The 13,461-nt window shown below is 43.9% G+C and carries 11 protein-coding genes and 1 riboswitch; of the genes, 10 read left to right on the top strand and 1 reads right to left on the bottom strand.

Annotation, left to right across the window (positions count from 1 at the left end; genetic code table 11):
• The 4 genes from C3Y93_RS09220 (at position 1) to lpxC (ending at position 4,552) form a co-directional block, all read left to right on the top strand.
• Complete coding sequence (locus tag C3Y93_RS09220; RefSeq protein ID WP_104852723.1) at positions 1 to 855, top strand: cell division protein FtsQ/DivIB; 855 nt, start codon at positions 1 to 3, stop codon at positions 853 to 855.
• A 67-nt stretch (positions 856 to 922) separates the two neighbouring features.
• Positions 923 to 2,185 (top strand): cell division protein FtsA, encoded by a 1,263-nt coding sequence (gene ftsA, locus C3Y93_RS09215; protein ID WP_004974236.1) that lies wholly within the window; start codon positions 923 to 925, stop codon positions 2,183 to 2,185.
• Between the two features lie 159 nt (positions 2,186 to 2,344).
• The gene (gene ftsZ / locus C3Y93_RS09210) at positions 2,345 to 3,526 is read left to right on the top strand and encodes a cell division protein FtsZ (RefSeq protein WP_004974238.1); all 1,182 of its coding nucleotides are present in this window, start codon (positions 2,345 to 2,347) and stop codon (positions 3,524 to 3,526) included.
• Between the two features lie 123 nt (positions 3,527 to 3,649).
• Positions 3,650 to 4,552 (top strand): UDP-3-O-acyl-N-acetylglucosamine deacetylase, encoded by a 903-nt coding sequence (lpxC, locus tag C3Y93_RS09205; RefSeq protein WP_104852722.1) that lies wholly within the window; start codon positions 3,650 to 3,652, stop codon positions 4,550 to 4,552.
• Positions 4,553 to 4,649: 97 nt separating this feature from the next.
• Here lpxC and C3Y93_RS09200 read toward each other — a convergent pair whose 3' ends face one another.
• Positions 4,650 to 5,090 (bottom strand): DciA family protein, encoded by a 441-nt coding sequence (locus tag C3Y93_RS09200; protein WP_104852721.1) that lies wholly within the window; start codon positions 5,088 to 5,090, stop codon positions 4,650 to 4,652.
• 106 nt (positions 5,091 to 5,196) lie between these two features.
• On the opposite strand from C3Y93_RS09200, the gene C3Y93_RS09195 reads away from it, so the two are divergent.
• The 6 genes from C3Y93_RS09195 (at position 5,197) to C3Y93_RS09170 (ending at position 13,300) form a co-directional block, all read left to right on the top strand.
• Positions 5,197 to 5,880, top strand: coding sequence for a M23 family metallopeptidase (locus C3Y93_RS09195; protein WP_096901653.1), 684 nt, complete (start codon positions 5,197 to 5,199; stop codon positions 5,878 to 5,880).
• A 368-nt stretch (positions 5,881 to 6,248) separates the two neighbouring features.
• On the top strand, positions 6,249 to 8,951 hold the full coding sequence (gene aceE, locus C3Y93_RS09190) for a pyruvate dehydrogenase (acetyl-transferring), homodimeric type (protein ID WP_004974248.1): 2,703 nt from the start codon (positions 6,249 to 6,251) through the stop codon (positions 8,949 to 8,951).
• Positions 8,952 to 8,953: 2 nt separating this feature from the next.
• Positions 8,954 to 10,939, top strand: coding sequence for a 2-oxo acid dehydrogenase subunit E2 (locus C3Y93_RS09185; RefSeq protein WP_104852720.1), 1,986 nt, complete (start codon positions 8,954 to 8,956; stop codon positions 10,937 to 10,939).
• Positions 10,940 to 11,037: 98 nt separating this feature from the next.
• Positions 11,038 to 11,197, top strand: a riboswitch (yybP-ykoY riboswitch).
• A gap of 72 nt (positions 11,198 to 11,269) precedes the next feature.
• Positions 11,270 to 11,845, top strand: a complete 576-nt coding sequence (locus C3Y93_RS09180) for a TMEM165/GDT1 family protein (RefSeq protein ID WP_004974251.1) — start codon at positions 11,270 to 11,272, stop codon at positions 11,843 to 11,845.
• 185 nt (positions 11,846 to 12,030) lie between these two features.
• Complete coding sequence (locus C3Y93_RS09175) at positions 12,031 to 12,828, top strand: MBL fold metallo-hydrolase (protein WP_004974253.1); 798 nt, start codon at positions 12,031 to 12,033, stop codon at positions 12,826 to 12,828.
• A gap of 106 nt (positions 12,829 to 12,934) precedes the next feature.
• A complete protein-coding gene (locus C3Y93_RS09170; protein ID WP_004974255.1) occupies positions 12,935 to 13,300 on the top strand; it encodes a YkgJ family cysteine cluster protein in 366 nt (121 codons plus the stop codon).
• The last annotated feature ends 161 nt before the right edge of the window (positions 13,301 to 13,461 follow it).

The raw sequence follows: 13,461 nt of genomic DNA, 5'->3' as shown, positions 1-13,461 counted from the left end.
ATGGCTCAACTTCCTGCATCCTTGCGCCGTAAACGGGCAGCGATTACCTCGATTCATGACAAACCGCCAACAGCCAAAGAAAAGCTGATTCATTTTGGCGGTTGGGTAATGCTGTGCGTTGCGGTGCTCGTGTTGGCAGTGGGTGCGTACGGGCTATACAAAGTCATGACCGATGCACAAATTGCCAAGCTAGATGTAGTGGGTACACGTTCAGATGCGGAATACCGCCAAGTGATGACGCATGTGAACCCTGTAATGACCAAGAACTATTTCACCTCTGACCTAGAGCAAATCCGCGATACCGCTTTGGAGTTGTCTTGGGTAGATCGAGTGGTGGTTTCACGTGCGTGGCCGAATGCTATTCGTGTGCGGGTTATGCCGCGTCATCCAATTGCACGTTGGGGGACAGGTCGTTTGCTCAGTGACAGCGGTGAAGTCTTTACCGAGGTCACGCCACAAAATAATCAACATTTACCGTTATTACACGGGCCAACGCATCAATCTAAAATGATGATGCGTCGTTATAATGAAATTAACCAATTATTCTTACCCGTCAACGATCGTTTAAAAGAACTATATTTAACAGAACGTATGACGTGGTTTATGCAGTTTGATTCAGGTCTACGTGTTATTGTAGATAAAGATCAAACCATGAGTAAGCTGCAGCGCTTGGGGCATCTTGCACAAAGTGATTTGAAACCTGTATGGTCTAAAATATCCGCCATCGATTTGCGTTATCGCAATGGTTTAGCCATTCAATGGAAAAACTCAATTCCGCCAAAAATTGCAAATGGTCACTTTGTTGTAACGATTGATGACACAAGCATTGCAGAGGGAATAAGAGCAAAGCCATAATATTGGGCTTTAAAAAAATAGAGGCATTAAGCCATAAATTAAACATACTGGTAATGGTAGTGAATAAATGAGTGAAGCTGTTCCCTCGGTTGTTGCGATTGACATTGGGACGCACAAAGTTTCAGTTTTGATTGCTAAGGTCCATGCGCCAGACAATATCCAAGTCATTGGTATGGCCACCGCACGTAATCGAGGCATGAGTAAAGGAAAAATTGTCAGTCTCGATAAAGTGATTACTGCAATTAAAAATGCCGTGCAAGAAGCAGAAGATATGGCGGAATGCCGTGTGCATTCGGCATGGATTTCTATTCCTAGTGCAGAGCTAAAAAGCTTTTATGCTTCAGGTCGCACACCTATTGAAAGTAGTGATCACACCATTACCACCAGTGAAGTGGTACGCGCATTGGACTTGGCCAAAGCCAGTCACCTCACCTCAGACCATTATTTGGTGAGCGCAGTACCACTCGGTTTCGATTTAGATGATTCGGGTGAATGGGTACAAAACCCAATTCGTATGTCAGCACATAGCATGACGGGGCATTATCAATTGATGATGTTGCCTATTAGCACCATGCAGAATTTAGACCGTGCTTTAAAAGGTGCCAATATTGGTGTCGAAAAAATGGTGGTGTCAAATTTAGCCACTGCAGAAGCCAGTCTGCTTAAAGATGAAAAAGAATACGGTGTGTGTCTGGTAGATATTGGCGCAGGTACGACCAGTATTGCAGTTTATTTAGATGGACGTTTGGCCTTGGCACACACTTTGCAGCGTGGTGGTGAGCATGTCACCCGCGATATTGCAGCGGTGTTACAAACCACAACTGAAGAAGCTGAACGGATTAAGCTATTGTATGGCTGTGTAGATATGAAAGTGGTCAAACCTGATCACATGATTCAGATTCAGGGCATTGATGGGCCGCAAACCATTAGCCGTATTGAACTGGCGGAAATTATTATTGCGCGTTATGAAGAAATTTTTGCACAAATTCGTCAGGAACTCGAAAAGAGCGGTGCCATTCATGGTTTATATCATGGTGTGGTTTTGGCGGGTGATGCCTCACAAATTGAAGGCATGATCAGCTTGGTACGTCGTATGTTGGGTGTTTCGGCACACTTGGGGAATCATCCTTCACAAGTTTATGCCGATGAACCGCATCAGGCCGCCTTACGCCGTTCACAATATGCAACAGCTTCAGGCTTATTGCTTTATAGTCAAAACTATACTCAAGACACGATTGTAGAACATGAAGACCCTGAAACCTTATCGGTTTGGGGGCGTGTCGGACGGGCATGGTCTGGCTTGAACGAAAAGTTAAAATCTATTTTTTAGTTGAGTTTTTTGGGAATATTGTTAGGAAGTTGTACGGATCATCACTGGTACTTGACAAGCCAGAAGTTGAACAGCATTCTTAAAAATAATTTTTATGAAGATCAAGGCAGTATACGGGCTTAAGTGACTGCCAATAACGTATTAGGAAATCTAAAGGTCATGGCCTCATTTGAATTTATAGATGATCAAACCGATAGCAACGGTCAAGCCCGTTTCACTGTGTTTGGTGTGGGTGGTGCAGGTGGTAACGCTGTGCAGCACATGCTTGAGTCGGATATTCAGGGTGTAAAATTTGTTTGTGCCAATACGGACAAACAAGCATTGGATCGCATGAATTCGCAATTCAAAATCCAGCTAGGTGAGCAAAGCACACGTGGTTTAGGCGCGGGTGGCGATCCTCAAGTGGGTCAAACTGCAGCAGAAGAAAGCCGCGAGCTAATTTGTCAGCAACTTGAAGGTACAGACATGGTGTTTGTGACTGCAGGGATGGGTGGTGGCACAGGTACAGGTGCTGCGCCAGTAGTTGCTGAAATTGCCAAAGAAATGGGTATTTTGACCGTTGGTGTGGTGACTACGCCATTTAACTTTGAAGGTAAGCGTCGCTTACTTTCTGCGGAAAAAGGAATTGCGGCATTAGAGCAGCATGTAGACTCTTTAATCATTATTCCAAACCAGCGTTTAATGAAAGTTTACCGCGATATTTCAATGAAAGATGCGTATAAAAAAGCCGATGACGTTTTGTTGAACGGTGTACGCAGTATTTTTGATTTGGTGGTGCGTCCGGGTCACATCAACCTTGACTTTGCTGACTTGAAAACGGCAATGAGCACGCGTGGTTATGCGATGATGGGTGTTGGTTCAGGTCGTGGCGAAAACCGTGCGCGTCAAGCGGCTGAACAAGCGATTCGTAGCCCATTGCTCGATAGCGTAACCATTGCCAATGCCAAAGGCTTGTTGATTAACGTAACGGGTGGTGATGATGTGACCTTCGGTGAAATCGAAGAGATCATGGACGTGATTCATCAACTTTCAGATACCGAACAAACCCAAGTATTCTACGGTACGGTATTTGATCCTGAAGCGCGTGACGAAATTAGCGTGACTGTTATTGCTACTGGTTTAGCGCGTAACACAGGCGATACACCAGAGCCTGCAAAACGCACCGTGACACAAACCACTTCTGCAGCACCAACAGCGGCAGTAGAAGAAGATGATGTGCCTGCAATTCAGCGTCAGCAGGCAGAAACTGCGCCTGCAATTAGTGCGACAACAACATCAGGCTCTGCGCGTCCAACGCCGATGAGTATTCAAGACTATTTGAAAAATCAGCAGCGTAAATAAGCCAAGATCCTCAATTTCATTGTGTGATCGGGAAAAGGCAGTTTTAAACTGCCTTTTTTGTTTTTTATCAATGGCTAAATATGCTAACGTATAGCGGTTTTAAAATTTAGATGAATTGAGAACATGCTGAAACAACGTACCCTACAACGTGTCGTCAAGGCGAGCGGTATTGGTCTGCACAGTGGTCAAAAAGTATTGATCAACTTTGTGCCGCATCATGCCGATGGGGGAATTGTGTTTCGTCGTATCGATTTAAATCCGCCTGTCGATATTCCAGCCGATGCCATGCTGATTCAAGAAGCATTTATGTGCTCGAATTTGGTTCAGGATGATGCCAAAGTTGGCACCATCGAGCATGTCATGAGTGCAATTGCAGGGTTGGGCATTGATAACTTGATTATTGAAGTGTCTGCCTCTGAAGTGCCAATTATGGACGGTAGTGCAGGACCTTTTATTTATTTGTTGATGCAGGGCGGTTTAAAAGAACAGGATGCTGCGAAAAAGTTCATCAAAATTTTAAAACCTGTAGAAGCATTAATTGACGATAAACGTGCGGTGTTCAGTCCACACGAAGGTTTTCAGCTCAATTTCACCATCGACTTTGATCATCCTGCCTTTAAAAAAGAATATCAGTCTGCCACCATCGATTTTTCTACAGAAACCTTTGTCTATGAAGTCAGTGGCGCACGTACTTTTGGCTTTATGAAAGATTTGGACTATTTAAAAGCCAATAATTTGGCTTTGGGTGCGAGTTTAGATAATGCCATTGGGGTAGATGATACAGGCGTGGTCAATGAAGAAGGTTTGCGCTTCTCGGACGAGTTTGTACGGCATAAAATTTTAGATGCTGTGGGGGATTTGTACTTGCTTGGACATCAAATTATTGCCAAGTTTGATGGTTATAAATCAGGACATGCCTTAAATAATCAGTTATTACGCAATGTTCAGAGCGATCCAAGCAGTTATGAAATTGTAACATTTGATGACATAAATTCTTGCCCGATCACTTTTGTGCATGTGACATAAGTCATTGTCTTTTCTTACTACGTTATAATGTAACAACAATAATATGTGAATTTCATCACAAATTTGAGCACGAGTTTTTGGTGTTTTCTGCAAACAATTATTTTTTTTTGCTTGCCAAACGTAACAAAGCTTGGCTAAGCTTAGGGTCGCTCACAAAGTCAGCAGCACCTCGTAACATATCTTGAGTTTCTGGACTAAGTGTTCTTAAAGGCTTTTCGCTTTTTGGGGGCGTTTGAGATTCAACTCTTAAACGAACTTGAATTTTTTGTATGTCTTTCAGTTCATGCAGTTGTGACAGTTGAGTAATGTATTGCTTTTGCAAATAAGCAAGTTGACTGACCATCGCTTGATTCGTTCCAGTAATGGTTAAGACACCTTGTTGATAACAAACCACCTGCCATTGCTCTGGTTGCGGCAGTAAAGGTTGAATAAGTTTGCCAAGTTTCTGCCATGCAGCAACTTGGGTTGAGAGAAACGTTAGGTTTCCTGTTTTTATGTGTTTTCTTGTTTGTTGAAAGAGATTCACAGGTTCGGACATACATCATTCCTTCATGTTTATGCCCTAATCTTATGCGCTCCTTTCAGTAGATATCAAGGAAGAGATCACAAGGAACTTCAAGTAAGAACAGTTAAGAGGTTTTTTTATGCATTCGCGCCGTATTTTATTAGCGTTTTCACTGGCAGCTTCGGCAGCATCTGTCGCATTTGCTGATTTAGTTGAGTTAGATTCTCAAAATTCATCGACTGATCGTATTGAGCAATTAACCCGCACCTTGTCACAAGGTTCTTATACAGAAACACAAGACATTGATGTTCCTGCACAAACGCAGATGACCGTTAAGCTTCGTGAAAAGACTACAGAATTAAACAATGCGTCTTTAGCAAAAAAATACGGTACCAATACCAGCACCCGTTTTGCTTCTTCAAATCCTTATGCTTGGTTAGTGTCACATCCATTACCAAATGCACGTATTAGCTCGAACTATGGCGGTCGTGTCATGAGTGGTCGTGCTGAAAACCATTCAGGCTTAGACCTTGCTGCACCAAGCGGTACACCAATTTATGCGACTGGCCCAGGTATTGTGACTAAGTCAGGTTGGGGCACAGGTTATGGTCAATATGTAGAAATTAACCATGGCAATGGTTATATCACGCGCTATGCACACGCTTCACGCTTAATCGCACGTGTAGGTGACCGCGTTGAAGCAGGTGAACATATTGCCAACGTAGGTTGTACAGGTCGTTGTACAGGTCCTCACTTACATTATGAAGTAGTGAAAGATGGTCAACGTAAGAACCCTTCTACCTATTTAGCAATGTTGCCGTAATGTTTTGGCTAGAAATTCATGCTCTAGCCACACTCACTGTAAACTACACGCGAACTACAAATTAAAACATGAAATTAAAGCGGCAAAGGTCGCTTTTCTTTATACTCACGTTTTAGCTTTTAGCGAAATCTAGTGAGACATTTCAGACATCAACTTATCACCTAAAAAAATAATAACACGCAGTATCTGCTTTATTGTATAAAAAACCGCCTAAATTGGCGGTTTTTTGTTATTTGCTGTAAGAAAGTGTCAATCACTATTTATTTTCTAAATAGTATGCAGGATACGCATTTAAGATTAGCCATATCTACTAAAGTCTAAATTATGATACATATAAAGCATACGATTAGGCTTAGGAATAGTGAATTATGGCGTTTTACGGTGATACGGACTCACAAGAAACCCAAGAATGGCAAGACGCCTTTGATGCTGTGTTACAACATATGGGTACTGAACGGGCAGCATTTTTACTCGAAAAACTGTACCAACGTGCAATTGCAAAGCATGTACCCATTCAGCGATTAAATACTCCTTACCTCAATACCATTTCAGTGGAAGAACAACCTGCCATGCCGGGCGATCAGGATATGGAGCGTCGTATTCGCGCCCTGATTCGCTGGAATGCGTTGGCAATGGTATTGCGTGCCAATAAAACAGGTGATGATTTAGGTGGTCACCTTGCAAGTTTCGCATCTTCAGCCACATTATATGATGTTGGTTTTAACCATTTCTTCCGTGCCAATAGTGATCATTTTGGCGGTGATATGATCTACTACCAAGGTCACTGTGCACCCGGTATTTATGCCCGTTCATTTTTAGAAGGGCGTTTAACCGAAGATCAATTGAATAATTTCCGCCGTGAAGTGGGCGGTAACGGTTTACCTAGCTATCCACATCCTTATTTAATGCCTGACTATTGGCAGTTCCCAACGGTATCGATGGGTCTGGGTCCAATCATGTCAATTTATCAGGCACATATTCAAAAATATTTAATGAACCGCGGTTTAATTAAAGAAGAAGACCGTAAAGTCTGGGCATATCTAGGCGATGGTGAAATGGATGAGCCAGAAAGTTTGGGTGCAATTTCACTGGCAGGTCGTGAAAAGCTAGATAACCTGATTTGGGTGGTGAACTGTAACTTACAGCGTTTAGATGGCCCTGTACGCGGTAACGGTAAAATCATTCAAGAACTTGAGTCGTTATTCCGTGGCGCAGGTTGGCGCGTGATTAAAGTGGTCTGGGGGCGTCATTGGGATGCTTTATTGGACAAAGACGACACAGGTGCATTAAGAGCCATCATGGAAGAAGCGGTGGATGGCGATTATCAGCGCTTGCAAGTGAAAGGCGGTGCATACGCCCGTGAGAAATTCTTTGGTAAATATCCTGAAGCCAAAGAATTAGTCAAAGATTTAAGCGATGAAGATATTGATAATCTGAACCGTGGTGGTCACGACCCGTACAAAGTATTTGCGGCGTATGCAGAAGCGACCAAAGCTAAAGGTCAGCCAACGGTCATTTTAGCCAAAACTGTCAAAGGTTATGGTTTGTCTGATGAAATTGAAGCGGTGAACAAAACCCACCAAATCAAAAAAATGCAGTTGGATTCTTTAAAATATGTACGTGACCGCTTTAACTTGCCATTTAGCGATGAGCAACTTGAAGAAGTGCCGTTCTATCGTCCAAGTGAAAATTCGCCTGAATTGAAATATATGAAAGCGCGTCGCGAAGCGTTGGGTGGTTATTTGCCTGCGCGTCGTAAAGACAGCGAAGCTTTACAAATTCCTGAATTATCAGTTTTCGATTCAGTCTTGGCAGGTTCAGGTGGCAAAGAACAATCGACCACGATGGTGATGGTGCGTTTGATTTCTGCCCTGCTCAAAGAAAAAGCCATTAAAGACCGTGTGGTACCCATTGTACCCGATGAAGCACGTACTTTCGGTTTAGAAGGCATGTTCCGTCAACTGGGTATTTATGCCGCACATGGGCAAAAATACACCCCTGAAGACCAAGAACAATTGATGCATTATCGTGAAGCCAAAGACGGTCACATGCTGCAAGAAGGCATTAACGAAGCAGGTGCAATGAGTGCTTGGGCAGCTTTGGGTACCAGTTATTCGACCAATAACTTACCAATGATCCCAATGTATATGTATTACTCCATGTTTGGTTTCCAACGTATTGGGGATATTGCATGGGCGGCAGGTGATGCACAGGCGCAAGGTTTCTTGTTGGGTGCCACTGCAGGACGTACCACACTCAATGGTGAAGGCTTGCAACACCAAGATGGTCACTCGCATATTTTAGCCAATACTATTCCAAACTGTGTGTCCTATGACCCATGCTTTGGTTATGAGCTTGCCGTGATTGTGCATGATGGTTTGCAACGCATGTATGTCAATCAGGAGCGCGTGTTCTATTACCTCACCGTAATGAATGAAAACTACGAGCATCCTGAAATGCCACAAGGTGTGGAAGAAGGCATTAAGCGCGGCATGTATTTACTGCAGGAAGATGAAAAAGCCACGGTTCAATTGCTAGGTTCAGGTGTGATTTTGCGTGAAGTCATCAAAGCGGCGAAAATCTTGCGTGAAGAGTATCAAATCCACTCGAATGTCTACAGTGTGACCAGTTTTAATGAATTGGCGCGTGATGGTATGGCGTGTGAAGAATACAACCGTTTGCATCCATTGGCTGAAGAAAGCAAAGAGCCGTGGATCTCACAACAGTTACGTGGCAAAGATGGCATTGTCGTGTCTGCTACCGATCACATGCGCGCCTATAGCGAGCAAATTCGCGGTTACTTGCCAGACAATCGTCCATTTGTTGCCTTAGGTACCGATGGTTATGGTCGTTCCGATACCCGCGGTAACTTGCGTAGCTACTTTGGGGTCGATGCTGCACACATTGTGGTAGCCACCTTGAAAAAACTGGCTGATGAAGGCGAAGTCGATGCGCGTTTGGTCAAAGATGCAATCTCGACATTTGAGTTAGATACAGATCGTCCTGTCGCGTGGGCACCGCAAGCGGTTCCTGAAGTACAAGCGGTTGCTGACTACAAAGAGGAGCACTGATCATGCAAATTCAAACGCCTGATATTGGTGTCGATAAAGCCACTGTTGCAGATATTCTTGTCAAAGTTGGCGACACGATTGCAGTTGATGACAGCATTGTCCTATTGGAATCAGACAAAGCCTCTGTTGAAGTACCCAGCACCGTTGCAGGGGTGGTGAAAAGTATTTTGGTACAACAAGGCGATGAAGTGACTGAAGGTGCGGTGCTGATTGAGTTGGAAACTGAAGCTCAAACGGCAGCTGCTACAGAAGTTGCTGCACCGCAAGCCCAAGTAGATGCTGCACCGAAGCAAGATGCTGAACCAGTGATCGCTGCAGAACCAAGCTCAGCGACATCAAACACTGCGCAAGAAGTAGATGTACAAGTACCTGACATTGGTGTGGAAAAAGCTGTTGTTGGGGAAATTCTCGTAAAAGTCGGCGATGTGATTGATGTTGATCAAAGCCTTATTGTGGTGGAGTCAGACAAAGCCACGGTAGAAGTGCCGAGTACGGTGTCGGGTACAGTCACTGCCATCCAAATCAATACGGGTGATACCGTAAAAGAAGGTGTGGTAATTCTGAAAGTGAAAACCGCCACATCTAGCGCAGTTACACAGGTGGAAACACCTCAATCAGCACCAGCAGAAGCGGCTGCCGCGACAGTGAGCGCAGCAACTGCATCTCCACCACAAACAACTACAGCATCAGCTCAGGTTGAAGTTGCAGTACCTGATTTAGGGGTCGATAAAGCCACAGTTGCTGAAATTTTGGTACACGTAGGCGATACAGTTGCCGCTGACCAAAGTTTGATTGTGGTGGAGTCGGACAAAGCCACAGTTGAAGTGCCAAGTACTACTGCAGGCATGATTCAAGCCATCCACGTGGAATTAGGACAAAGTGTTGCGCAGGGCAATGCCATAGTGACGATAGTGACTGCAGATGCAGCTGCACCAACCGCAGTTGCAGCAGCCCAAGTTGCCTCTGCACCAAGTGCATCGGCAGCAGTCAGCGCTGCATCTACAGCACAAACCACGACAGTTGCAGCAAGCGTGCAAACGAATGTAGATAAACTGAGCAAGGCACAACATGAAGCCAATGCAAAAGTGTATGCAGGTCCTGCTGTGCGTAAACTGGCACGTGAGTTGGGTGTCGTTTTAGCCGATGTAAACGCCACTGGCCCACATGCACGTGTACTCAAAGAAGACTTGAAGGCTTATGTTAAAGCGCGTCTTACTGCGCCGCAGACGGCTCCTGTCGCTGCTACAACACAGCAAGTTACAGGTTTGCCAAAGCTGCCTGACTTTACTGCATTTGGTGGCGTGGAAGAAAAAGGTTTGACGCGCTTACAACAAGTGTCAATTCCGCAATTGTCCCTGAACAATTACATCCCACAAGTCACGCAATTTGATTTGGCCGATATTACTGAGCTAGAAGCGTGGCGCGGTGAATTGAAAGCCAACTTCAAAAAAGAAGGTGTCAGCCTGACCATTTTGGCGTTCATTGCCAAAGCTGTAGCGCATTTGCTGAAAGATGAGCCATATTTCGCTGCGCATTTGGCAGATGATCAAAAGTCTGTGCTGCTGCGTAAAGAAATCCACATGGGCATTGCCGTGGCAACCCCTGATGGTTTAACCGTGCCTGTGCTACGCAATCCAGATCAGAAATCGATTAAACAAATTGCGATTGAACTGGGTGAGTTGAGTCAAAAAGCGCGTGATAAAAAGTTGTCGCCTAAAGATTTACAAGGTGCAAACTTTACCATCACCAGTTTAGGTTCGATTGGCGGTACGGCATTTACGCCGTTGGTGAACTGGCCGCAGGTTGCGATTTTGGGTATTTCACCAGCGACCATGCAGCCTGTCTGGAATGGTGAAGGCTTTGATCCGCGCTTGATGTTGCCATTGTCATTGTCGTATGACCATCGGGTAATTAATGGCGCAGATGCAGCACGTTTTACCCATAAACTGACCCAGTTGTTGGCAGATATTCGTAGCTTGCTGCTCTAAACTCAGAAAAGCTTTATAAAACCCTGCTGCGGCAGGGTTTTTTGTCACTGCCGTTATTCGGCTAAATTTGCTTAACCGCAGTATTCCGTTTAGAATAGCTGTACTTCATTGGGGAGTAGCCGCTTTTTACTAATTTCTGTTTCAACTGAATGCAGTAAAAAGGTGATGGTCAACATATTTGTTCCACAGAACATGGTCATCATAGCAAAGAACCAAGTCTGCTTTTTCAAGCTTTCTTTTGTTGGCAAGACCTTTGATTTATCACTCTGCAGATTTTGGCTAGCAGGAGGGATAGGTCATTGGTATGTGTGCTAGCCAGAGAAAAACATCATGTATGAATTCCTCATCTCGACTGCCATTGTCGCCTTAGCCGAAATGGGTGATAAAACCCAACTATTGGCTTTATTACTCGCGGCACGTTTTCGTAAACCTGCTCCAATCTTGGTTGCTATTTTACTGGCAACACTCATTAACCACGGACTTTCTGCAGTTTTAGGGCAGTGGATTACCACGGTACTTAGCCCAGAAATTTTATTGTGGATTTTGTCTTTAGGTTTTATTGGCATGGCGATTTGGATGCTTATTCCAGACCAGCTAGATGATGAAACTGAAAGCATCAACAAGTGGCAAAAATACGGTGTATTTGGCGCGACCTTTGTATTGTTCTTTTTGGCAGAAATTGGCGATAAAACTCAAATTGCCACAGTGGCTTTAGCCGCACGTTATGACAGCGTGTTTTGGGTCATGCTTGGAACCACTTTGGGGATGATGCTGGCCAATGCACCTGCGGTATTTATTGGCAATAAATTAGCGACCCGATTGCCAATTGCTTTAATTCATAAAATTGGTGCACTGATTTTCCTAATTATTGGTGTGTCGACTTTGGCGCAACATTATTTATTCTAAATTATTCATTAAAATGCATAAATCCTGAGCAAACTGCTCAGGATTTATTTATGTGAATGGTACTGCAATTCACTGATATTTCAGATAATCTGAGCCATTTTATTTATTGTAACTTTCCATAAATAGCTATATGTTATTCAGTGATAGAAAATCTATTTTTAAAATGAAAAAATTGGGGATTGGTTATGGCATTTGACCGTACAACATCGCAGGTCTTATTTGATAATGGGACACATAAATGTATTAGTTTTACCAGTTTGGTCAAAGGTGAAGGTGTTCAGGCCAACCAATTTCTGATCATTGATAATAACCGTGCCGCAGTGCTAGACCCAGGTGGCGACCTGACCTATGTACCACTGACCATGGAATTAAACAAATATACCCGTTTGACCAATCTTGACTATGTCATGGCATCGCACCAAGACCCAGACATCATCACTTCAATGCCGCGTTGGTTGGTCTATACCGAAGCAAAAATCGTAGCATCAAAATTGTGGGCGCGTTTCTTGCCGCACTTAAGCTCATCTTTTATGAGCGACCGTATGAAAGGTAACTGGTTAGATCGTTTGGTGGAACTGCCAGATGAAGGTCAGGCAATTCCTTTGGGCGAGTCTAAAATTATTGCTGTGCCTGCGCATTTCTTACACTCTGTTGGTAATTTCCAGTTTTATGATCCTATCGCCAAAATTTTATTTTCTGGTGATATGGGTGCGTCAATGGTGGAAGATGCTTCAATTCCATTGACTGATTTTGCTGCGCATATTCCTGCGATGAAAGGCTTCCATCAGCGCTATATGTGTTCCAATAAAGTGATTCGCCTCTGGGTGAATATGGTACGCACCATGGACGTTGAAATGATTGTGCCGCAACACGGTACGCCATTTGTGGGCAAAGAACAGGTGAATCAATTCTTAGACTGGATTGAAACACTGGAATGTGGCGTCGATTTGATGGACGAACACGTTTTTAGCTGCCCTGAATAAGCGACAAAAAAAGCTGAAAAAACTGTAAAAAAAACTTGAGTGCAAAAACAACTTTTTTTAAGATTTTCGCCCAAAAACGATTTTTTTGATGACGAGAACTTAACGAATGTTGTCTCAAGTACCTACAGCAGATGCCTGCTTAAGCTGCGGCGCGTGTTGCGCTTATTTCCGTGTTTCATTTTATTGGGCTGAAGGCATGAATATGCCTGAGCACTACACGGAACCAGTAACAGCAGTCTATTCATGCATGTGTGGTACCAATCAGAGTCAGCCGCGTTGTGTCGCTTTAGAAGGTGAAGTTGGACAGCAAGTGAGCTGCGGGATTTATGAATTACGCAGCAGCTCTTGTAAAGAAGTGCAAATTGCCGATGATCAATGCAATAAAGCACGTCGTGCGCATAACATGATTCCATTTGTGCAAGTCGATCCAGCCATTTCTGTGAATGATGATGACTTCGATCAAGTGGTTTAATGGTGCTTTAAGTTGTTGATCGCAATCCAGATTGAAAAAGCAAAGCTGCGGCTTTGCTTTTTTTTACGGCTAATTTTGGATAAATAGCCAATCATGGTTCACATTGAAGCGGCTTTATCTGCCTGAAAAATGAAACATCACAAGTTTTAAACCTGCACGGC

Origin of the sequence: Acinetobacter sp. SWBY1, from assembly GCF_002946595.1 — a bacterium.
GTDB lineage: Bacteria > Pseudomonadota > Gammaproteobacteria > Pseudomonadales > Moraxellaceae > Acinetobacter > Acinetobacter towneri.
The sequence above is the reverse complement of the archived record's forward strand: the minus strand, read 5'-3'. Positions and strand labels throughout refer to the sequence as shown.